General features: G+C 68.4%; 20 protein-coding genes and 1 tRNA gene. 7 read left to right on the top strand and 14 right to left on the bottom strand.

Annotation, left to right across the window (positions count from 1 at the left end; all coding sequences use genetic code 11):
- Positions 1 to 109 precede the first annotated feature (109 nt).
- The 5 genes from AC6CID_RS17210 to AC6CID_RS17190 all read right to left on the bottom strand — a co-directional run bounded on the left by AC6CID_RS17210 (position 110) and on the right by AC6CID_RS17190 (position 7,376).
- Positions 110 to 1,999: an ABC transporter ATP-binding protein gene (locus AC6CID_RS17210; RefSeq protein ID WP_006552525.1), complete on the bottom strand. Its 1,890-nt coding sequence runs from the start codon at positions 1,997 to 1,999 to the stop codon at positions 110 to 112.
- On the bottom strand, positions 1,996 to 3,723 hold the full coding sequence (locus AC6CID_RS17205) for an ABC transporter ATP-binding protein (protein WP_217579255.1): 1,728 nt from the start codon (positions 3,721 to 3,723) through the stop codon (positions 1,996 to 1,998). The genes AC6CID_RS17210 and AC6CID_RS17205 overlap by 4 nt, the downstream gene beginning before the upstream one ends.
- 94 nt (positions 3,724 to 3,817) lie before the next feature.
- Complete coding sequence (locus AC6CID_RS17200; RefSeq protein ID WP_006552527.1) at positions 3,818 to 6,154, bottom strand: MMPL family transporter; 2,337 nt, start codon at positions 6,152 to 6,154, stop codon at positions 3,818 to 3,820.
- Between the two features lie 67 nt (positions 6,155 to 6,221).
- Positions 6,222 to 6,815 carry a TetR/AcrR family transcriptional regulator gene (locus AC6CID_RS17195; protein ID WP_064061105.1) on the bottom strand — a complete coding sequence of 198 codons (594 nt, stop codon included), beginning with the start codon at positions 6,813 to 6,815 and terminating at the stop codon, positions 6,222 to 6,224.
- Between the two features lie 96 nt (positions 6,816 to 6,911).
- Complete coding sequence (locus tag AC6CID_RS17190) at positions 6,912 to 7,376, bottom strand: RrF2 family transcriptional regulator (protein ID WP_064061106.1); 465 nt, start codon at positions 7,374 to 7,376, stop codon at positions 6,912 to 6,914.
- Positions 7,377 to 7,573: 197 nt separating this feature from the next.
- Between AC6CID_RS17190 and AC6CID_RS17185 the strand changes: the two genes are divergently transcribed.
- Positions 7,574 to 8,521, top strand: coding sequence for a sterol desaturase family protein (locus tag AC6CID_RS17185; RefSeq protein ID WP_039586724.1), 948 nt, complete (start codon positions 7,574 to 7,576; stop codon positions 8,519 to 8,521).
- Here the strand turns inward: AC6CID_RS17185 and AC6CID_RS17180 are convergent.
- Positions 8,502 to 9,188 carry a YceI family protein gene (locus tag AC6CID_RS17180; protein WP_006552531.1) on the bottom strand — a complete coding sequence of 229 codons (687 nt, stop codon included), beginning with the start codon at positions 9,186 to 9,188 and terminating at the stop codon, positions 8,502 to 8,504. The genes AC6CID_RS17185 and AC6CID_RS17180 overlap by 20 nt on opposite strands.
- 9 nt (positions 9,189 to 9,197) lie before the next feature.
- The gene (locus AC6CID_RS17175) at positions 9,198 to 10,742 is read right to left on the bottom strand and encodes an MFS transporter (RefSeq protein WP_498354232.1); all 1,545 of its coding nucleotides are present in this window, start codon (positions 10,740 to 10,742) and stop codon (positions 9,198 to 9,200) included.
- A gap of 98 nt (positions 10,743 to 10,840) precedes the next feature.
- On the opposite strand from AC6CID_RS17175, the gene AC6CID_RS17170 reads away from it, so the two are divergent.
- On the top strand, positions 10,841 to 11,383 hold the full coding sequence (locus AC6CID_RS17170; protein ID WP_019290308.1) for a TetR/AcrR family transcriptional regulator: 543 nt from the start codon (positions 10,841 to 10,843) through the stop codon (positions 11,381 to 11,383).
- A gap of 63 nt (positions 11,384 to 11,446) precedes the next feature.
- On the opposite strand, the gene AC6CID_RS17165 is transcribed toward AC6CID_RS17170, so the two are convergent.
- Positions 11,447 to 11,941 (bottom strand): metallophosphoesterase family protein, encoded by a 495-nt coding sequence (locus tag AC6CID_RS17165; RefSeq protein WP_006552534.1) that lies wholly within the window; start codon positions 11,939 to 11,941, stop codon positions 11,447 to 11,449.
- A 94-nt stretch (positions 11,942 to 12,035) separates the two neighbouring features.
- Between AC6CID_RS17165 and AC6CID_RS17160 the strand changes: the two genes are divergently transcribed.
- Complete coding sequence (locus AC6CID_RS17160) at positions 12,036 to 12,833, top strand: SDR family oxidoreductase (protein ID WP_006552535.1); 798 nt, start codon at positions 12,036 to 12,038, stop codon at positions 12,831 to 12,833.
- A gap of 69 nt (positions 12,834 to 12,902) precedes the next feature.
- Positions 12,903 to 13,523 carry a hypothetical protein gene (locus AC6CID_RS17155; RefSeq protein ID WP_498354231.1) on the top strand — a complete coding sequence of 207 codons (621 nt, stop codon included), beginning with the start codon at positions 12,903 to 12,905 and terminating at the stop codon, positions 13,521 to 13,523.
- Here the strand turns inward: AC6CID_RS17155 and AC6CID_RS17150 are convergent.
- From AC6CID_RS17150 to AC6CID_RS17135, 4 genes are all read right to left on the bottom strand, one after another.
- Positions 13,477 to 14,226, bottom strand: a complete 750-nt coding sequence (locus AC6CID_RS17150) for an alpha/beta fold hydrolase (RefSeq protein WP_232512619.1) — start codon at positions 14,224 to 14,226, stop codon at positions 13,477 to 13,479. The two genes, AC6CID_RS17155 and AC6CID_RS17150, sit on opposite strands and share 47 nt — an antisense overlap.
- Before the next feature lie 139 nt (positions 14,227 to 14,365).
- Positions 14,366 to 14,456: transfer RNA gene (locus AC6CID_RS17145), tRNA-Ser, on the bottom strand.
- 46 nt (positions 14,457 to 14,502) lie between these two features.
- Complete coding sequence (locus AC6CID_RS17140) at positions 14,503 to 14,979, bottom strand: nucleoside deaminase (RefSeq protein WP_019290311.1); 477 nt, start codon at positions 14,977 to 14,979, stop codon at positions 14,503 to 14,505.
- Positions 14,980 to 15,540: a tRNA adenosine deaminase-associated protein gene (locus AC6CID_RS17135; RefSeq protein WP_024102735.1), complete on the bottom strand. Its 561-nt coding sequence runs from the start codon at positions 15,538 to 15,540 to the stop codon at positions 14,980 to 14,982.
- Positions 15,541 to 15,588: 48 nt separating this feature from the next.
- Between AC6CID_RS17135 and AC6CID_RS17130 the strand changes: the two genes are divergently transcribed.
- Positions 15,589 to 16,551, top strand: coding sequence for a prephenate dehydrogenase (locus tag AC6CID_RS17130; RefSeq protein ID WP_024102734.1), 963 nt, complete (start codon positions 15,589 to 15,591; stop codon positions 16,549 to 16,551).
- Entirely contained in the window at positions 16,539 to 17,885 is a 1,347-nt protein-coding gene (locus AC6CID_RS17125; protein WP_498354230.1) for an amidase, read from the top strand. The genes AC6CID_RS17130 and AC6CID_RS17125 overlap by 13 nt, the downstream gene beginning before the upstream one ends.
- Here the strand turns inward: AC6CID_RS17125 and AC6CID_RS17120 are convergent.
- Positions 17,882 to 18,481, bottom strand: coding sequence for a putative glycolipid-binding domain-containing protein (locus AC6CID_RS17120; protein ID WP_072740572.1), 600 nt, complete (start codon positions 18,479 to 18,481; stop codon positions 17,882 to 17,884). The two genes, AC6CID_RS17125 and AC6CID_RS17120, sit on opposite strands and share 4 nt — an antisense overlap.
- Positions 18,482 to 18,567: 86 nt before the next feature.
- Complete coding sequence (locus AC6CID_RS17115) at positions 18,568 to 19,587, bottom strand: hypothetical protein (protein ID WP_498354229.1); 1,020 nt, start codon at positions 19,585 to 19,587, stop codon at positions 18,568 to 18,570.
- A gap of 157 nt (positions 19,588 to 19,744) precedes the next feature.
- Here AC6CID_RS17115 and AC6CID_RS17110 point away from each other — a divergent pair, with 157 nt between their 5' ends.
- Positions 19,745 to 20,860: a GIY-YIG nuclease family protein gene (locus tag AC6CID_RS17110; RefSeq protein WP_231413647.1), complete on the top strand. Its 1,116-nt coding sequence runs from the start codon at positions 19,745 to 19,747 to the stop codon at positions 20,858 to 20,860.
- Positions 20,861 to 20,951 lie beyond the last annotated feature (91 nt).

The raw sequence follows: 20,951 nt of genomic DNA, 5'->3' as shown, positions 1-20,951 counted from the left end.
AGAGGTGACCGTACCGCTGTTGTCCGCACCTCCGTCATGGCCAGAAGTGTCCCGTCCCGCCCGCGAGGACGGAATGTTTTGTATCAGGCCGCGCCGAAGTCTCCCGCGTTCACTCCACGAGTGCCTTGAACTGCGCGTCGTACAGCCTCGCGTACGCACCGGCCGCCTCGAGCAGCCCCTCGTGGGTGCCCTGTTCGACGATCCGTCCGTCCTCCATCACCACGATGCGGTCGGCGTTCCGGATGGTCGACAGGCGGTGAGCGATGACGAAGCTGGTGCGGTCGTCGCGCAATCGCGCGGTGGCCTGCTGGACGAGCAGTTCGGTGCGGGTGTCGACCGAGCTCGTCGCCTCGTCGAGGATGAGGATCGACGGCTTGGACACGAACGCCCGCGCGATCGTGATGAGCTGACGCTCACCGGCGCTGAGGTTGCCGTCGTTCTCCTCGTCGATGATCGTGTCGTAGCCGTCGGGCAGGGCCCGCACGAAACGGTCGACGTAACTCATCCTGGCCGCGGACATGATCTGGTTCTCGGTGGCGTACGGATTGCCGTAGGCGATGTTCTCGCGGATGGTGCCGCCGAACAGCCAGGTGTCCTGCAGGACGATGCCGATGCGCGAGCGCAGTTCGTCGCGGGACATCGAACGGATGTCCACGCCGTCGACGAGGATCCGGCCCGCGTCGACCTCGTAGAAGCGCAGGATCAGGTTGATGAGGGTGGTCTTGCCGGCGCCCGTGGGTCCGACGATCGCGATCATCTGACCCGGTTCGGCCCGCAACGACAGGTTCTCGATGAGCGGCCGATCGGGGGTGTACGAGAAGGCGACGTTCTCGAACTCGACGAGTCCGTGCCGACTCCACGGCATCGTCGGCGCCGCGACCTCCGGTTCCTCCTCCGGTTCGTCGAGCACCGCGAACACCCGCTCGGCCGACGCCGACGCCGACTGCAGGAGGTTGACCATCGCGCCGATCTGCGCGAGCGGCTGCACGAGCTGACGCGAGTACTGGATCATCGCCTGGATCTCACCGAGCGTCGCGGTGCCCGACGCGATCCGCAGACCACCGAGCACGGCGATGACGACATAGCCGACGTTGCCGAGGAAGGTCACGAACGGCATCACCAGTCCGGACACGAACTGCGCGCGGTAGGAGGCCTGGTACAGCGACTCGTTGGTGTCGGTGAAGCGTCGCTGCACCTCCGCGGTCCGGCTGTAGGCGGTGATGAGCTCGTGCCCGGTGAAGGCTTCCTCGATCTGCCCGTTGAGCTTGCCGGTCGTCTCCCACTGCGCGAGGAAGTGCTTGCGCGAGCGACGCGCGATCACTGCCGTCGCCACGACCGACGCCGGAACGGTCAGGATCGCGACGAGCGCGAGCATCGGCGAGATGAACAGCATCATCACCACGAGACCGAGCAGCGTCAGCACCGCGAGGACGAGCTGGGAGATGGACTCCTGCATGCCCGCCGCGACGTTGTCGATGTCGTTGGTGACGCGGCTGAGCAGGTCGCCGCGCGAATGCGTGTCGAAGTACCGCAGCGGCAACCGGTGGATCTTGCGTTCGATCCGCGACCGCATGTCGCGCACGACGCGCTGCACGATCTCGTTGAGGCCGTAGGCGGCGACCCAGATCAGACCGGACGAGAGCAGGTACAGCGCCAGGACGATGACGAGGATCCGGCCGAGGGCCGAGAAGTCGATGCCGAGTCCGGGCACCACGTCCATCCCCGAGACCATGTCGGCGAACTGGTCGCGGCCCTCGGCGCGCAGACCGGCGACGGCTTCTTCCTTGGTCTGTCCGGCGGGGAACTGCATGCCCACCACCCCGTCGAAGATGACGTCGGTGCCGCGGCCGAGCACGAAGGGCGCCACCGACATGCTCACGACGCCGAGGAAGGCGGAGAGCAGCACCGAGTAGACGGCGTAGCGGTGCGGGTGGAGTAGGCCGAGCACCCGGCGGACGGTGCGCAGACGCGACGGTGCCGCCGCTTCCGGAGTCGTCATATCGTGGCCATCCTCTGCGACTCGACGATCTCCGAGTACGTCCGGCACCGGCCGAGCAGACCGAGATGCGTCCCGGAATCGACCATGACGCCGTTGTCGAGGACGACGATGCGGTCGGCGTCCTGCACGGTGGAGACCCGCTGCGCGACGATGAGCACGCACGCGTCGCGCGTCTCGGGTTCGAGCGCCGCGCGCAGGCGGGCGTCGGTCGCCGGGTCGAGTGCGGAGAAGGCGTCGTCGAACAGGTAGATGGCGGGCCGGCGGACGAGGGCGCGAGCGATCGCGAGGCGCTGCCGCTGCCCGCCGGAGACCGTGGTGCCGCCCTGGGAGAGGACCGTGTTCAGTCCGTCCTCGGTCTTGTGGACGAAGTCGGCGGCCTGCGCGACCTCGAGGGCGTGCCACAGTTCGTCGTCGGTGGCGTCGGCGCGTCCGTACCGGAGGTTGTCGGCGATGGTGCCGGAGAACAGGTAGGCCTTTTGCGGCACGACGGCGATGCGCGAGCGCAGCACGTCGGTGTCGAGCGCCCGGACGTCGACACCCGCGACGAGCACCTGCCCGGCGGTGACGTCGATGAGCCGCGGCACGAGGCGCATCATGGTGCTCTTGCCCGATCCGGTGCCGCCGATGATCGCGGTGGTGGAACCGGGGTCGGCGCGGAACGACACCCCGCTGAGCACGGGAGCGTCGGCACCGGGATACGAGAAACCGGCATTGCGGAGTTCGAGGGTGACGCGGGTCGGGAGTTCGCGGACCGGTTCGGCGGGCGAAGACACCGTCGGTTCGGTGTCGAGCACGTCGAGGATGCGCTCGGCGCAGACCGCGGCGCGCGGAGCCATGATCGCGACGAACGACGTCATGAGCACGGCCATGAGGATCTGGGCGATGTAGGTGATCATCGCGGTGATGGAGCCGACCTGCATCGCACCGGAGTCGATACGGTGGGCGCCCACCCACAGGACGCCGACGGTGCTCACATTCGAGATCAGCAGCACCGCCGGGTACAGCACGGAGTTCACGCGGCCGACGCGCAAGGCGGTGGCGGTGAGGTCGTCGTTGGCGCCGTCGAAGCGGGCCTTCTCGGTTTCGTCGCGCACGAATGCCCTGATCACGCGGATGCCGGTGATCTGCTCGCGCAACACCCGATTCACAGCGTCGATGCGCTTCTGCATGACCCGGAAGCCGGGCAGCATGAGCGCGATGAGCGCGGCCATGGTGAAGATCAGCACCGGGACGGCGACGACCAGCACGAGCGAGGTGCCGGGGTCCTGGCGGATCGCCATGATGACGCCACCGATCCCCATGATCGGGGAGGTCACGACGATGGTGCAGGTCATCAGCACGAGCATCTGAACCTGCTGCACGTCGTTGGTGTTGCGGGTGATCAGCGACGGGGCACCGAACGTCCCGAACTCGCGCGCCGAGAACCGCCCCACATTCCGGACGAGCGCGAGCCGCACGTCGCGGCCGAAGCCCATCGCGGCGCGCGCCGCGAAGTAGACGGCACCGGTCGCGGCGCCGACCTCGACGGCGCTGATGACGAGCATCAGCAGACCGGTCCGGACGATGTAATCGATGTCCCCGGTCGCCACGCCGTTGTCGATGATGTCGGCGTTGAGACTCGGGAGCAGCAACATGCCCCCGGTCGCGACCAGCTGCAGGAGTACGACCCCCGCGAGGGCACCCCGATAGGGCGCCATGAAGCGGCGCAACAGCCGTAGCAACATGGGCATTACGCTACCTGCGACTCCCTGCAGCAATCTTCACGATCCATCCGGGCGGCCACGCACCGCGTCGGGTACGTGGCCGCCCGGGGGTTCGTCACACGCGTGCGGATTCCGGTGCGGGCTCGGTGGCACCGAGCTCGCGGGTGAGCTTCTCGCCCTCGACGTCGACGTTCGGAAGGATCCGGTCGAGCCACTTCGGCAGCCACCACGCCTTGTCGCCGAGTAGCGCCATCACCGACGGGATGATGACCATGCGGACGATGAAGGCGTCGAAGAAGACCGCCGCGGCGAGTGCGAAACCGATCGACTTGATCAGCGAGTCCGGTTCGGCGATGAACGCCGCGAACACCGAGATCATGATGATCGCCGCTGCGCTCACCACGCGCGCGCCGTGTGCGAAGCCGCTGCGGACGGCCTCGAGTGCGCTCGCGCCGTGGACGTAGTCCTCACGCATACGCGTCACCAGGAACACTTGGTAGTCCATCGCAAGACCGAAGACGACGCCGATGAGGATGATCGGCATGAAGCTCACGATGGGCTGCGGGTTGGCGATCAGGCCGCCCCAGCCCTCCTGGAAGACCGCGACGGTGGCACCGAAGGTCGCCAGGACGCTGAGCAGGAAGCCGAGGGTTGCGGTGAGCGGCACCAGGATCGAGCGGAACACCAGCATCAGCAGGATGAAGGCGAGGCCGACGACGACCGCGAGGTACGGAGCCAGTGCGCTCTGGAGGCTGTCGGAGACGTCGCCCTCGAGCGCGGTCTGGCCGGTCACGCCGTAGGACAGGCCGAACTCCTCGTTCAGCTCGGTCTCGCCGTCGCGGATGCTCTGGACGAGGTCCATCGTCGCGGGATCGGTCGGGCCGCTGCGCGGAGTGACGAGGATCTGGGCGGTGTCTCCCGCCTCGTTCACCGCGACGATCTGGGCGTTGACGACCTCGTCGTTCTCGTACAGCTTGCCGACGACGGCACCGAACGCGACTGGGGCCTCCACGTCGGCGTTCTGGGTGTCGACGACGACGACCAGCGGGCCGTTGCGTCCGGGACCGAATCCCTCGTCGACCAGGTCGTAGGCCTTGCGGGCGCTGGTCGCCGGATCGGCGGTGGCCTCCGACGGCAGGGCGAGGTTCAGTCCGGTGGCGGGCAGCGCGAGCGCACCGAGGAGGACCACACCGGCGATGAGCGGGATGGCCGGGCGTCGCGTGATCAGGCCGACGAACTTGGCGCCCGCCTTGGGGGTGTCGTCGTCGGAACCGCGCTTGTTCAGGAACGGGATGCGGCCGGCGAAGGCCTTCTCCCCGAACAGTCCGAGCACGGCGGGCAGCAGCGACACGGCGATGAGCACGGCCATGAGCACCGTGAACGCGGCAGCGTAACCCATGACCGACAGGAACGGGATGCCGACGACGCTCAGCGCCATGAGGGCGATGATGACCGTCAGGCCGGCGAAGACGACCGCGGAACCGGCGGTGCCCACGGCACGGCCGGCGGCCTCGGTGCGATCAGAGGTGATGGTGAGTTCGTGCCGGAAGCGCGAGACGATGAACAGCGAGTAGTCGATCGCCACGGCCAGACCGATCATGACCGCCAGCGTCGGGGTCATCGAGCTGAGGTCGGCGAAGCCGGAGGCGATGGTGATGCCGAGGCTGCCGATGCCGACGCCGACGAGTGCGGTGACCAGCGGAAGTCCGGCGGCGACGAGCGAGCCGAAGGTCAGGGTGAGCACGATCGCGGCGATGCCGATGCCGATGAGTTCGGCGGTGCCACCGGGCATGCCCATCTCGGCGGCAGCCGTACCGCTGACCTCGACGGTCAGGCCGGCGTCACGGCCGATCTCGGCGGCGTCGAAGATCTGGTCGCGCAGGGCCTGGTCGACGTCGGTGATCTCGCCCTCGAACGGGACGGTGACGAAGCCGACGGTGCGGTCGGCGCTCAGCGGCGACAGGGCCTGGGCGTCGGACAGCGCAGCCTCTTCGGAGGTGCCCTGCTGCGCGGCGACGGCCTTCATCTGCTCGACGAGACCGGCGTCGGCGAGGACCGGGTTGACCAGCGCGCCGGCCTGTTCCTCCGGCGAGGCGGTGGCGGGGTCGACCTTGGCGGGCGGCGAGACGCGGTCGATGCCGCGGACCGCGGCGAGGACCTCGTCGACGGCGGCCAGGTTCTCGGGGTCGTCGAGCGTCTGCCCGTCGGGCGCGGCGAAGACGTAACGCGCGCTGAGCCCGTTCATCGGATCTTCGGTCGACGGGAACCGCTCCGCCATGAGGTCCTGGGTCTTCTGCGCGGGGGTGCCCGGAAGCGTGAACGCGTCCGTGGTGGGCCCGGACAGGGTTGCTGCACCGACCCCGAAGAGCACGAGCAGCGCGATCCAGAAGGACAGCACTGCGCCCTTCCGTCGGTGGGCGAACTTGCCCAGCCGGTACAGGTAGGTCGCCACGGGGCACCCTTTCTATGTCGGAAGATCCTGGTGGGGTCGGATGGTCGGAACGGGCAGAGGTCCGGAATCAGGAGAATCCGCGTCGGAGCTGGTCGAACGCCTCGCGGATGAGCTCTTCGACCGACCGGTCCGTCGTCCCGGTCGCGTGTGTCTCCATGGCCGCGCGCACGGCGCCCATGGCGGCGTAGTTCAGCAGCGAGGGGTACAGGTCGGCATCGGGGTCGGTGCCGGTGCGTTCGGCGATGATCTCGACGAGCAACTGCGACGAACGCCGCTCGACCTCGATCTGCCGGGACAACAGCACGTTGCTCTCCTCGAGCAGGGTGATGCACGCGACGATCTCGCCGAACGGCCAGTCGGGGTTCTGCACGACGTCCAGGGCCACCGCGAGCAGCGAATCCATGATGTCCTCGTCGGCGGGACGATCGCGCAGCAGGTCGATCCACTCCTCGACCCGAGTCTCGAGATACGCGAGGACGGCGTCTTCCTTGCTCGCGAAGTAGTTGTGGAAGGTGCGGGTCGAGACACCCGCGCGCGCTGCGATCGCATCGGCCGTCACGGCGGCCAGACCGTGTTCACGAGCGAGTTCGGCCGCGGCGGTCGCGAGAGCCGCACGAGTGGCCGCCTTCTTGCGGTCGCGCAGGCCGGGAGTGATGGTCACTCCATCCAGGTTACTGATTTTGCAGAGTTCTGTAAGTTTGCAGAGTCATGCAAATTTATGACATCGCCCACAGGCGTTCCCGGCCTATCGCGGGCTTCACACCCGGCGACGCTCCCAGGCGCCCGGATCCTTCGTAAGATCCTCCACGAAACCGGGGAGGTCTCCCGTGACGACATCCGCGAGCGATACCTCTTCGAGCACGGCGCGCAGGTTCACACGCACCGCGATCCACACGTCCTGCAGCCGTTCGGCCGCCCCGCTGTAGACGACGTCCTCGGGCCGCTCGCCACGCACCGACGCCAGCGGGCCCTCGACCGTGCGGATGATGTCGGCAATGGAGATCTCGGCCGCGGGTCGCGCGAGCCAGTAACCGCCCTCCGGTCCCCGCCGGCTGTTCACCAACCCACCGCGACGCAGGTCGGCGAGAACGGCCTCGAGGAACTTGTGCGGGATGGTCTGCGCCGCCGCGAGGGTCTCCGCCTTCGTCAGGCGACCGTCCTCGATCGCCGCGAGTTCGAGCAGGGTCCGCACGGCGTAGTCGACCCTCGCGGTGATGTGCATGCCATGCCTCTCGCGCTGCCTGATGTCGTCGGCCGGCCCGTCTCGACGGGACGGGTCAATTCCTACCAGCAATACCGAACCACCCGGAATCGTGAGGACGCGAGTCGCCACCCGGGTCCCGATTCGAGGGCCCTGGTGATGCAAGCCACACCAGCGGTAATGTGGACGGTTGTTCACAGCTATCGGAGGTCGTTGCGATGTGGGAAACCCTGCAGGAATCGTGGGGGTCGCTGCTCGACCCCCTCCACGATCCGGTGACCCTGGCGATTCCCGCCTTCCTCACCTTCCTGATCCTCGAATGGATCGCGGCCCGCACCCTCGAACACGTCGAGCCGGGCCCCGACGGACGCACCCGCCCCCCGCGCGGCGGCTACGAGAAGCGGGACGCACGCGCGAGCATCTCGATGGGTCTGGTCTCCATCGTCACGAGCGCCGCATGGAAGGTGCTGGCCCTCGTCGGATATTCGGCCCTGTGGGTCTACGTCGCGCCGTGGCACCTGCCCGCCGACGCCTGGTACACGTGGGTGATCCTGCTCGTCGGCATCGACGTCCTCTGGTACTGGTACCACCGGATGGCGCACCGCGTCCGCCTGGTCTGGGCGACCCACCAGGCGCACCACTCGAGCGAGTACTTCAACTACGCGACCGCGCTGCGCCAGAAGTGGAACAACAGCGGCGAGATCATCATGTGGCTGCCGCTCCCCCTGATCGGCATCCCACCGTGGATGGTTTTCGTCGGCTTCTCCGTCAGCCTCGTCTACCAGTTCTTCGTGCACACCGAGCGGGTCGGCACGCTCCCCCGCCCGATCGAATTCGTGTTCAACACGCCCTCGCACCATCGGGTGCACCACGGCTCCGATCCCGACTACCTCGACCGCAACTACGCGGGCATCCTCATCATCTGGGACCGGATGTTCGGCACCTTCAAGGCCGAGGACCACCGGCCCACCTACGGGCTCACCAAGCCCGTCGGCACGTACAACATCTGGGATCTGCAGACGCACGAGTACCGGGCGATCGCCCGCGACTGGCGTACGGCCGGGACGTTCCGCGACAAGCTCGGTTACGCCTTCGGCCCGCCCGGCTGGGCGCCGAAACAGACCCACGCGGAGGAGACCGAGAACGTCAGTTCTGCTCGAACGTGACGAGGAAGTCGACGCTGCCCGCGCCGTCGACCGTCACGAATCCGAGGTTCGGCGGCTCCACGCCGTAATCGGTCCAGGTGGTGGGGATGCTCCCCGACGCCACGAGACGCTCACCCGTGCGCAGGACGTCGACGTCGACGGTCACGGGCCGTTCGGCGCCGCGCAGGGTGAGCGTGCCGGTCGCGGTGACGGAACCGATGCTGCCGTCGTCGGGCAGGGACGTCAGATCCACGGGCTCGGTGAGGGCGAACGTCGCCGTCGGGTGCGCCGCGGTGTCCATCACCCGAGTGCGAAACTGGCCGTCGCGCTGGCCACTGTCGGTGGTGATGCCCTCGACCTGCACGACGACCTCGGCGGCCTCGAGGGTGCCGTCGGTGATGGTCGCCGAACCGGAGACCTGATCGGTGCTGCCCACCACGGTGACGTCGGCCCCGCGCAGGATCTCGTGCACCGTGTAGCCGGCGGCGGTGCGGTTGGGTTCGGCACCCTCGACGACGGTCCACTCCCCGTCGAGCTCACCGGTCGCGGCTTCGGCACCTTCGGTCGAGACGGACGCGGCGGGCGCGTCGTCCTCGGCGATGAACGTCCCGTATACCCATGGGGCGACGAAGAAGCCGAGCAGCGCCACGACCACGACGGCGACGAGCGCCCACACCAGTTTCCGCATCCTGCAAATTTAAACGATGCCGGATTCCGTGTGGGGTGCTACGTCACTGCGGGGGCGCAACGTGAGCCACGCGATTCCGGCGGAGGCGATCATGAGGACCACCCCGATCCCGGAGGTGATCGTGACGCCGCTGTCGAACGCCGATCCTGCTGCGGCGAGCAACGCGTCGGCCCGGTCGGCGGGCAGGTTCCCGGCCACGGCGTGGGCGCCGCCGAGCGTCTCCCGAGCAACCTCCGACTGTTCCGTGCTCAGCCCGGCAGGGAGCAGGAGATGCGCAGTGTAGGACGCGGAGAGCACCGACCCGAGGATCGCCGTACCGAGCACGGCACCCATCTCGTAGGCCGTCTCCGACACCGCCGACGCGGCACCGGCCTTCGCGGGCGGGACACTCGACACGATGAGGTCGTTCGACAGCGTCTCCGCCGCACCGATACCCGCGCCGAGGACCGCGAACGCCACGATGATCGGGGTGAGCGCCGACGGTGAGGCGAGCAGGAACACCAGCGCGTAGCCGGTCGCCGAGAGCAGGAGCGCGCAGACGATGATCGACGACGGCTGCACCCACCGCACGAGCGCGACGACCGACATCCCGGCCACGACCATCACCGCCAGTCCCGGGACCAGGCTCAGTCCGGCCTCCATCGGGCTCTGTCCGATCACGAGTTGCAGATGCTGGGACACGAAGAACAGGAAGCCCACGAGGGAGACGACGGACAGCAGGTTCACCGCGACGGCACCGGAGAAGGTGGGCACGCGGAACAGACGGACGTCGAGCATGGGGTTCGGGCGCTGCAACTGCCGGCGCACGAACGCGACGAGCGCGACCACACCGACCACGGCCGGAACGACGGCGACGGCACCGAGGCCACTGTCGGCGATCTTCTTGATCGCGAAGACGATCGGCGCAAGGGTCAGCAGTGACAGCGCGATGCTCACGATGTCGATGCGGCCCGGATTCGGGTCCTTCGACTCGGGGACGAACATCGGCGCGAGCACGAGCAGCGGGATCAGCACCGGCACGGCCAACAGGAAGACCGAGCCCCACCAGGCATGTTCGAGCAGGAATCCGCCCATGATCGGCCCGAGTGCAGCGCCCGCCGCGAAACACGAGGCCCAGATCGCGATGGCGAGACGGCGCTGAGTGGCATCGAGAAAGATGTTGCGCAGCAACGACAGCGCGGACGGCATGAGCATGGCCCCGAAGAAGCCGAGTGCACCGCGGGCGGTCACGAGCAGTTCCGCGGAAGGTGCGTAGGCCGCAGCGACCGAGACGGCGGCGAATCCGGTCGCGCCGATGAGCAACAGGCGGCGTCGCCCGATGCGGTCGCCGAGGCTGCCCATCGCCACCAGCAGACCTGCGAGCACCAGCGGGTAGATGTCGATGATCCACAACTGTTGCGCAGCGGTGGGCTGCAGCGCGGAGGAGATCCCGGGCAGCGCGAAGGCCAGGACGGTGTTGTCGACCGACACGAGCAGCACCGGAAGCATCAGTACCGCGAGCGCGACCCAGTCCCGAGGAGCCGCCTTCGTCACGGTGGGTTCCGAAACAGGCACAGATGTCGCCACGGATATCGAACTTTCGCGAGAGAGGAATCGAACCGTCGTTACTGTACCAGCTGGACGGTACAGTAACCACGTCGTACGATCGGGCCGTGCCACCTGCCCCTGCCGCCCGCGCCAAACTTCTCGACGCCTTCGTGACGATCCTGCTCGAGCAGGGCGAGCGCGCCGCGACACTCGAGTCCGTCGCCGCGGCGGCGAACGTGTCCAAAGGTGGTCTGCTCTATCACTTCCCGTCCAAGGACGCCCTCGTCGAGGCTCTCGCCGAACACCTCGAGACACTCGCAGCCGACGACGCCGAACTGATGCGCACGGCTCCCGAAGGACCGGCGACCTACTACATCCGCACCTCGGTCTTCGCCGACACCCCGCTCGACCGGGCCATCGTCGCCCTGACCCGCCTGAGCCAGACCGCGAACCCGCGCGCCCAGCAGGCGCTGCGCCGCATCCATCAGGGCTGGTTCGAGGCACTGTCCGACGAGGTCACCGATCCCGCTGCGGCACGAGCGGTGATGCTCATCGGCGACGGGCTCTACTACGGCGCCGCCATGTCGGGCGAGACAAGCACGACGCCGCCCGAGGACGTCGACGAACTCCTGAAAGTCGTGCGGAAACTGATCGGCCCGAGCGACTGAGTTCGGGGAGGTTGCGTGCGTCCGTTCGCGAAAATACGCACACAACCTCCCCTTCGATCGCCCTCACCCGAGCCGATGCAGTTCGACGTCGCGGAGCACGCCGTCGTCGATGGTCGCGGTCATGTAGGTGCAGTACGGCTGCCGACGCCGGTCGGTGGGTGAACCCGGGTTGAGCAGGCGCAATCCGCTCGGCGCGGTCGTGTCCCAGGGGATGTGCGAGTGGCCGAAGACGAGGACGTCGGTGTCGGGATAGGCCGCGGCCATCCGATTGTCGCGCCCGGTCGACGCCCCGGTCTCGTGCACCACCGCGACGCGCACACCGTCGAGGGTCACCCGCGCGACCTCCGGCAGCCGTTCCCGCAGGAGCGGACCGTCGTTGTTGCCCCAACACGCGACCAGCTGCCGGGACCGCTCTTCCAGCGCGTCGAGCAGTGTCACGTCCATCCAGTCGCCCGCGTGGATCACCACGTCCGCGCGGGCCACCTCGTCCCACACCTGCGACGGCAGGTCGCGGGCGCGCGTCGGTACGTGGGTGTCGGCGAGCAGCAGCAGTCGCATGGCCCCAGTCTGCCGTGGGGTCACAGTCTGCCGTGGGTCACGGTCTGCCGTGGGTTCGCAGTGTGCCGCGGGCGCTCATGGGTAACCACGACGCATGACCACTCCAGCTCACGACAGACTCGCCATCGTCACCGGCGCCGACTCCGGCATGGGCAAGGCGACCGCCGAACTGCTCGCCACCGAGGGGTTCGACGTCGGCATCACCTTCCACACCGACGAGGCCGGGGCCGAGGACACCCGCGCCGGGGTCGAACAGCGCGGACAGCGGTGCTTCGTGGCCCGACAGGACCTGACCAGCCCGGACACCGCCGATGTGATCGACGAACTCACCGGAAAGCTCGGCGGTCTCGGGGTGCTGGTGAACAACGCCGGCACCGGACACCGCGACGAGGTGCTCGACCTGTCCTTCGAACGGTGGCGGGAGATGCTCTCCACCGACCTCGACGGCCCGTTCCTGTGCTCCCAACGCGCCGCGCGACACATGATCGACTCCGGGGGCGGCGGCCGCATCGTCAACATCACGAGCGTCCACGAGCACATCCCCCGCTACGGCGCCTCCGCCTACTGCACGGCGAAGGCCGGCCTCGGCATGCTCACGCAGTGCCTCGCCCTCGAATGGGCCCGCTACGGCATCACGGTCAACTCGGTGGCTCCCGGTGAGATCTCCACGCCCATGACCGGCATGGACGAATCCGAGGCCTTCCACGAGGAGCGACCGGGCAACCCCACCGGACGTCCCGGGCACGTCAACGAAGTTGCCTCCGTCGTCGCCTTCCTCGCGTCCCCACGCTCGTCGTACCTGACGGGGCGCTCGATCCCCGTCGACGGCGGCCTCATGTTGATGGCCGCGCACGGACACGACATGAACGACGGGAGTTGGCGCGAACTCTGACGACGACCGGCCGCCCATCCGCTAGCGTCCACCGGCGGATCGGTGGTCGACTCGGAATGGGGGAACTGGATGCGCACGACACCGCCTGCGGAGCGATTCGGGCCGGGAACGGCGAGGGGTTACCGAGCGACCCATCGTCCCGAGGTGTGGGGAGCGCTGATCGGCGCGGGTGGCGCGTCGGCCTTCATGCTCGTGAACGGTGCCGCTCTGGGATCACCGTGGACCTGGATCGTCGTTGTCGGATGGTTCTGCGCCATCGCTGTTTTCGTCTGGGCCGTGCTCATACGACCGCGGAGTTTCGAGCAGTTGGAGCCGCCCTCGAAGCAGGCATCGACGATCTACCTCGTGTCGGTCGCGGCCATGGTCGTGCTGATCGTCGGTGGCGCAAGGCTTCTCGCGTTGTTCGATCGTTCGGAACTGACGGTCCCGTGGGTGGTCTGCGTCGTCGGTGCGCACTTCGTTCCCTTCGCACGGGCCTTCGGCCGCGCGATGTTCCGGGTCATGGGCTGGGGAATGCTGGTGATCGGAATCGTCGGTCTGGCAGGCGGTCTCGCATCGCCTGCGGTGGCAGCCGTCGCCGGTGTCGCGGCGGGGCTGTGGATGTTCGCCGTGGTGGTCGCCGACGCCGTCGGCCGACCTCTCGTCACCGGGCGTCGGCCCGACTCCACAGTTCCTCGAGCGCCTCGTTGACTCGTTCCGGCTGCTGGACGTGCGGGTAGAAACCGGGAACTTCGAGCAGTTCTCCCCCGATCCGGTCGGCGACGACCCGCGCCGTGACCGTCAGCGGATCTCCCGCCAGCCGCTTGTACTCGTCGGGTGCGCCCGCCCAGTCACCGACGACGACGAGCTTCGGCCACGGCGCCGCCGCGAGCGACTCGAGGGGGATGTCGGCGTCCCAGCACGGTCTCTCCCGCATCGACGTCGCCGCTGCGCGTAGTCGCTTCGGGGTGGGTTCCGCCGGCGGCATGCCGACGCTCTCCGTGATGAGACGCAGATAGTCCTCCGCAGTGAGCTCGGGCGGGAGCGTCACCTGGGACGCGCGAGCGCGGGCGAGGTTCTCGGCGACCACCGGTTCGCTCTCCGCAACCTTCAGGCACCCGGGCTGGATCAGGCACAGCGACCGCACCAGGTCCGGCCGTTCCACCGCCGCGAGCATCGCTGCGACCGCACCGTACGAATGTCCGACGAGATGGGCGCCGTCACCGAGCAGTTCGACGATGTCGGCGGCGTCCACCTCGTAGTCGGTGCGATGGGCCCCGTCGAGATCCGGCGAGTCGCCGTGCCCGCGGCGGTCCATCAGGATCAGCCGACGTGACGCCCCCAAGGGCCGCTGCCGACCGAATCCGTAGGTCTCGTCGTCTCCCTCGGGCGCTTCGTCGACTCCGCAGTCCACTCGCAATCAAGTTCGCTATCCGCCACAGCAATTGCTGCGGCGGATAGCAAAAGCCGTAGCGGATGCTTCGGACCCCGGCCTTGGCGACCTGCAGACATGAGAAAAGCCCCTCACCTGCACTAACAGGTAAGGGGCTCTCTGGCGGTGGCGGTGGGATTTGAACCCACGGACGGGGGTTACCCGTCACGCGCTTTCGAGGCGCGCTCCTTCGGCCGCTCGGTCACGCCACCGCTGACGACTCTAGCGGATTGCAGGCCTCATCCTGAAATCGCCTGGTCACAGCTCCGAAGCCGGCCCTCGATGTTCCCGGAAGAACGCCTCGAGCACGGCCGCGCACTCGGCTTCGAGCACACCACCGCGCACTTCCGGACGGTGCGTGAGGCGCCGATCGCGCACCACGTCCCACAGCGACCCGACGGCGCCCGTCTTCGGCTCCCACGCCCCGAAGACCACCCGCGATACCCGGGAGAGCACCGACGCTCCCGCGCACATCGTGCAGGGTTCGAGGGTCACGGCAAGGGTTGCGCCTTCGAGACGCCATCCGTCGCCGTAGACCTGCGCTGCCGCGCGCAGAGCGAGCACCTCGGCGTGCGCTGTGGGGTCGCCGGTGGCCTCGCGGGAGTTCGCCGCTCGCGCGATCTCGGTGCCGTCCGGCCCGAACACCACCGCGCCCACCGGTACGTCACCGGCGGGCGCGGCAGCGGCGGCCTCCAGCGCGACCCGGATCAATGCCTCGTCGTCGCGCAGCCCCATCTAACGGAGCTTGTCCAGGGTGTTACCCAGGACGTCGTCGAAACCGAGTCGCTGGGCGATCTCGTCGAGTTGCTCGTCGGGATACAGGTCGGTCTCCGACAGGATCACCGAGAGCACCGGCTCGGGCAGACCCATGTCGGCCAGGATGCCGAGGTCGCCTTCCTCCCACGGCTCGATGTCGTCGAGCTCGTCGGGATCGATATCGGGGATCTCGATGTTCAGCGCATCGAGGACGTCGGCGGCGATGTCGTAGTCGACGGCCATCGTCGCGTCGGACAGCAGCAACCTCGTTCCCGCAGGTGCGGGACGCACGATGATGAAGAATTCGTCGTCCACATTCAGCAGACCGAAGACTGCGCCGGAACTTCTCAGCTCCCGCAACTCGGTCACTGCGGTATCGAGACTCGTCAGTGCGGCACCGGACAACACCCGGCACTTCCAACGACCTTCCTCCCGCGTCACGGCGACGGCGAAGCCGTCGAGGTCGTCGCTCGAATTCCCGGCGGGGTTCCCGCTCTGGGTCACGGAAGGGCTCTTGTTCCCTACACGCTGTGCAGCCATGGGCGCAACGGTAGTCGGCCACGTCCGGTGAATGAAGCCCAGCACGGGATATGCCAACCTGATGAGGTGTCCTCAGCCGTCTCTTCCCCGCCCGTCTGTGTCCTCGGCCTCGGTCTGATCGGTGGTTCTCTGCTGCGCGCCGCCGCGGCCACCGGAAGGCAGGCGTGGGGTTACAACAGGTCGTCGCAGGCCGTGGAGGCCGCCGTCGCCGACGGCTTCGACGCGTCCACCGACCTCACGGCCACGCTGCGTCGCGCAGCCGACACCAGCGCCCTGGTGGTGATCGCGGTGCCGATGCCGGCAGTGGGCAGCATCCTCGAGGCGGTGGCCGAGCACGCCCCCGAGGTCGCGCTCACCGACGTGGTGAGCATCAAGGCGGAAGTGGCCGCTGCCGTCGCCGCTCACGGCCTGTCGCGGCGTTTCGTGGGTGGACACCCCATGGCAGGTACGGCGGAGTCCGGCTGGACCGCTGGGACCGCCGACCTGTTCCGCGACGCGGTGTGGGTGGTGACCGTCGACGACGGCACCGATCCCGAGGTGTGGCGGCAGGTCGCCGACCTCGCGCTCGACTGCGGCTCCGTCGTCGTGCCCGCCGAATCCCGGGAGCACGACGCGGCGGTCGCGCGAGTCTCCCATCTCCCCCATCTCCTCGCCGAAGCGCTGGCCCTCTCGGGCGCCGGAGGCGGCGATCTCGCACTCGGTCTCGCCGCCGGCTCCTTCCGGGACGGCACGCGGGTCGCCGCGACGGCCCCGGCCCTGGTCGACGCGATGTGCGAAGGCAACGCGGAAGCCCTGCTGGTCGCGCTGGACGAGACACTCGAGGTGCTGAGAACGGCCCGGGAGCAACTGGCCGACCGCAGCACCTCCGAACTCACCCGCGCCGGTCACGCGGCTCGGACCCGCTACGAACAGCGCCGTCGCGACCCCATCGTCGGCACGCAGCCCGGCGACGAGGGCTGGATCGCAGCGTTCCGCGAGGCCGGACGACGCGGTGGAGTGTGGACACGATGAACCTCCGCGACATCGCCTCGGCGCTGACCACCGGCAAGACGACCCCCACCGAACACGTCCGCTCGGTTCTCGCCGAACTCGACGCCCTCGTCGGGACCCCCTGGGGGAACACCGTCGCCGCCCGCAACGACGAGGCGACGCTCGAAGCCGCAGCCCTCGCCGACGAGCAGATCGCCGCCGGGAGCTGGATCGGCCCGTTGCACGGCGTCGCGGTCGCGGTGAAGGACAACATCGACGTCGCCGGGTTCCCCACCCGCTGCGGCAGCGCGGTCCTCGCCGATGCGCCTACGGCCCGGCGCGATGCTCGCGTCATCGAGAAGCTCCGCGAAGCCGGAGCCATCGTGGTGGCGAAGACCCATCTCCACGAGTTCGCCTACGGGCCCACCGGGTTGATCAATGTGTCCGGCGCGGCCCCCCACCCCCACAACCCGGACCTGATCAGCGGTGGTTCGTCGTCGGGCTCCGCAGTGCTGGTCGCGAGGGGCGTCGTGCCCGTCGCGCTGGGAACCGACACCGGCTGCAGCGTCCGTACCCCGGCGGCGCTGTGCGGGATCGTCGGATTCAAGCCGGGCTTCGGTGCCCTGCCCGAGCAGGGCGTGTTCCCGCTGTCGACGACCTTCGACCACGTCGGTCTGCTCGCCGCCGACGCTCTGGACGCCTCACTCGCGTGGGGCGCCCTTCCGGGCATCGCGCACCTGCGCACCCCGGTCTCCGAACTGCGCATCGGACGCCTGCGGGGCGGCATCTGGGATCTGTCACCCGTCTTCGACGAGGCCGTCGAGACGGCGTGCCGCACCCTCACGGATCTGGGCGCCCGCGTCGTCGACGTGGAACTGCCCGAGACCGACGAGATGCTCGAGTTGTATCCCGTGGTCACCGGCTCGGAAGCATACGAGACGCATCGCGCGTGGTTCGAAGCCGATCCCGACCGCTACCAGCCTCCGACGGCCGCTCTGCTCGCCGCGCAACGCGACCGGCCGGCCTACGAGTACATCCACGCGGCCCGGGCGGTGGCGCGACTACGTCACGACGTCGTGCACCGCCTCCGCACCGTGGACAAGCTCGACGCGCTGATCACCGTCACTACCGGCGTGCGTTCGGCGCCGCTGACGAGCGATCCCGTCGAGCTGCGCGCACCGCTGCTGCAGATGTGTGTCCCGTTCAGCGTCCTCGGTGTCCCGGCCCTGTCGGTGCCGGCTCCTGACGGCGGGTCGTCGCCGGTCGGACTCCAGATCGTCGGCCTCACCGGCGGAACGCACGGGCACGGTAGCCACCCCGCCGAATCGGCCGCGTTCGCCGTGGCGATGGCGGTGGAGGCGTCGGGACAGCCCTAGATGCGGGAGGCGAGTCCTCGGTACTCGAGGACGAAGCCGTCCTCGTCGACGGTCACCGACGACGACGAGCGCGGCGACAGCACATGGATGCCGTCGGACGCACTGCTGTAGACGACCGTCGCCTCCTCGATGCTGAGATCGATGAGGTTGACGTAGACGACGGGCACCTCCACGTCGTCGGCTCCGGCCTGCAGGTCGTGCCGGCGGATGGGCAGGGCGTTGAAGAACGGGCTGAACACCACATCGACGTCCAACGCCCCGCCGAAGGTGGACCGCTGATGGTCGATGCCGTTGTCGGACATCCAGATGCCCTCTTCGGACCGGGTGAGGGACATGTGCCGTTCGCCCGAAGCGAGGGTGGTGCGCACCGACAATCGGCGGGTGACACCGTTCTCATCCGTCACCAGGTCGTACGACGCGCTGAAGGCCGGATGGTCGGTGCACTCCGCACCCACGATGCGACCGGACGCCTTGATGCGGCGGCCGGAGAGCTGTACTCGTACCGACTCCATCCGAGACGCATCGGCCGCACGCCACGTGAGTAGCGCGGGCCACGTCGACGCGGAACCGGTGGCGTCAGAGGCTGGGGTGCTCACGGTCTATACGGTATGCGACGAAGCGCACACGGTGGGCAGCGGTGCCGTGATTCGTCCACAACACGGTTGCGGCGGGGCCCACCTGCTCACGCCGTGTCCGGCAACGCCTCGTGCCGGGACATCTGACGCAGGTGGTGTGAGAACACCGACAGCGCCGCGGCGCCCACAGCGACGTTGAGCAGCGCCCCGAACTCCTGGACGGCGAACTCCAGCACGTCGACGAAGAAGACGGTGATCAACGCGGCCGTCCGGAGTGCACGGATCGCCCACCTTCGCCGCCGCCACAAGCCCACCGATCCCACCACGCACAGCAGGACGGTGACGCCGGAGCCGACGAGCTGGATCACGGTCACCACGTTGCTCGTCCGCGCGGCGAGATCCTCCTCCAAAGTGGCGGCTGCATTGAGGAGAATGCCGACGGAGAAAATGGTGAGCAGGGCTGCCGCGACGCGGACGCTGCGCTCACCTCGCAGTCGCTCCGGCAGCCGGAGCGACACCCACGAGAAGCGCGATGGTACCTCCCGGCACCGGGCGAGCAGGAGATCGGTCTGTTCGACGACCTCGGGATCGACTCCACCCTCACGTGCGCGTTCGAGCTGCACTCGCGCCTGGTCGCGATCGGTCGGGGTCAGGCCGTGGGCGAGCCCGTCCGTCGCCGTGAGCGCGGCGTTGGCGAGATACTCGTCGGGCGACGGCCCGCGACGGAGGTGCACCGCTCGATTGACGACGAGCAGCAACACGACCACCACGTACATGATCGCCACCGAGGGTCGGTAGAAGTAGTCGTTGGTCTTCGTGACGAACTTGCCGACCTCGTCGAGGAAGAGGCCGAACCCGATACCGCCGAGCAGCACCGCGATGCGGTCGGGCGCCCTGCCGATGAAGGTCAACGAGACCATCAGCGCGGCGACCATGAGCAGACCGCCCCACAGCACGTGAGCGATGTGCAGGACCGACCCGCCGACCTGCGGATAGCCCGTCAGATGCAGGTACAGACGGGTGACGAGGATGGTCGCGACCGTGATGATCAGAAGTGCTTCGACCTGCGCGGACGACGCGGTGTCCCGCAACAACCGAGAACGGGAACGGGTCCGCACCGCTGTCATGGCACGCGAGCTTATCCGGCTCGGGTTCTCCTCGGGTTCTTCCTCCGGATTCGGCGGCGCGGCGCCTGCGCGGAGCGACTCCCCAATCTTGTGTGTGGCCTAGAGTCGCTCTATGCGCACAGTGTGGACAGTTCCTCCGAACATTGCCCAAACTCTGTTGGAATCTCCCGAGATCCAGATGTTCCTGACCAGCAACGAGTTGCCGGATACAGCGGACGATCCACGCCAGAGACTTGCGGAGTTCACCCACGCGCTCGGCGCCCTCAGCCGTCACATCGGACGCACCTTCGGCTCCGTGGATGCAGCCAACCGCGAACTGTTCGGCGGCTCCGCCGGCAAGGTCCCCGTGGCACTGCGCCTGACCGTCCTGCGTGCCCTCGTGAACCATGTCGAAGACCGCGCCCCCAGCCCGAAACTGCTTCCGAAGAACATCTGCGACCAGCTCGGCGCCTACGTCTACGCCCTGCTCGACCCTCGCGACCGGAGCATCTTCTACGTCGGCGCCGGACGGGGAAATCGCATCTTCACCCTCGTCTGGACGGCGCTCGGAGAGACCTCGAAGCTGACCGAGGCCGGCGAGAAGACACCGCTGGCCACCCCCGAGACCGAGGCGGCTCTGCGGCGCATCCGAACCGTCTACGAGTCCGGCTACGCGGTGGAGCATTTCGTCGTGGCCGACGCGCTGAACCCGAAGACCGACGCCGACCATACCGCCGCAGTGACGGCCGAAGCGGTCATCGCGGCGCTCGGACTGACCGAACCGCACCGCGGCGAATGCGTACTCACCAACCTGGCGGGCGCAACCGAGGAGTCCGAAGCCGATCGCACGGCGATCCCGATCGCGGAGCTCGTCCGTCAGTACTCGGCCTCGCCTGCTCCCGAGCTGCCGACGCCATGCGTGGTGCTGCGGGTCAACGAAGCGAAGAAGGCGTCGCCGGCTGCGGTGCGCGAACTCGCGTCCAAGCCGTGGCCGGCAGGATCGGCGGCGCGTGGAATCGACGGACTGCCGATCATCGTCGTCGCCGACAACATCGTCCGCGCGGTCTACCGCGCTACCGGGTGGGAGGCAGCCGCTCGCACGGAGGAGAACGGCGGCACGATCCTCTACCGGTTCGTTGGGGAGGCCGACGAAGAGCTCGAGGGCAAGTTCGTGAACACTCGCGTCACGCCGGACCGGCTGGGTCTCAAGCGTTGGCCGTCGCACGGTTGGGCTCCGCGTCTGACGCGTGCACTGCCGCGGCCGGTCGCGCGTCCGAAGGCACCGCGCCCCTGATTCTCCGGCTGCTTCCCGGTTCGTCTGCGGACCGGGAAGCAGCTCGTGCCGGTTCTCGAAAACCGTTGGGCCGGCACATTTTCTGCATAAT

The sequence above is a fragment of the Rhodococcus sp. GQ147 genome (genome assembly GCF_059759155.1).
This window is presented reverse-complemented; position numbering and strand designations above follow the sequence as displayed.

Bases quoted from the DNA above. Each gene is read 5' to 3' on its own strand.
- AC6CID_RS17210 (WP_006552525.1), bottom strand. From the start codon at position 1,999: ATGACGACTCCGGAAGCGGCGGCACCGTCGCGTCTGCGCACCGTCCGC.
- AC6CID_RS17205 (WP_217579255.1), bottom strand. From the start codon at position 3,723: ATGTTGCTACGGCTGTTGCGCCGCTTCATGGCGCCCTATCGGGGTGCC.
- AC6CID_RS17190 (WP_064061106.1), bottom strand. From the start codon at position 7,376: ATGCACATCACCGCGAGGGTCGACTACGCCGTGCGGACCCTGCTCGAA.
- AC6CID_RS17185 (WP_039586724.1), top strand. From the start codon at position 7,574: ATGTGGGAAACCCTGCAGGAATCGTGGGGGTCGCTGCTCGACCCCCTC.
- AC6CID_RS17180 (WP_006552531.1), bottom strand. From the start codon at position 9,188: ATGCGGAAACTGGTGTGGGCGCTCGTCGCCGTCGTGGTCGTGGCGCTG.
- AC6CID_RS17165 (WP_006552534.1), bottom strand. From the start codon at position 11,941: ATGCGACTGCTGCTGCTCGCCGACACCCACGTACCGACGCGCGCCCGC.
- AC6CID_RS17160 (WP_006552535.1), top strand. From the start codon at position 12,036: ATGACCACTCCAGCTCACGACAGACTCGCCATCGTCACCGGCGCCGAC.
- AC6CID_RS17155 (WP_498354231.1), top strand. From the start codon at position 12,903: ATGCGCACGACACCGCCTGCGGAGCGATTCGGGCCGGGAACGGCGAGG.
- AC6CID_RS17140 (WP_019290311.1), bottom strand. From the start codon at position 14,979: ATGGGGCTGCGCGACGACGAGGCATTGATCCGGGTCGCGCTGGAGGCC.
- AC6CID_RS17135 (WP_024102735.1), bottom strand. From the start codon at position 15,540: ATGGCTGCACAGCGTGTAGGGAACAAGAGCCCTTCCGTGACCCAGAGC.
- AC6CID_RS17115 (WP_498354229.1), bottom strand. From the start codon at position 19,587: ATGACAGCGGTGCGGACCCGTTCCCGTTCTCGGTTGTTGCGGGACACC.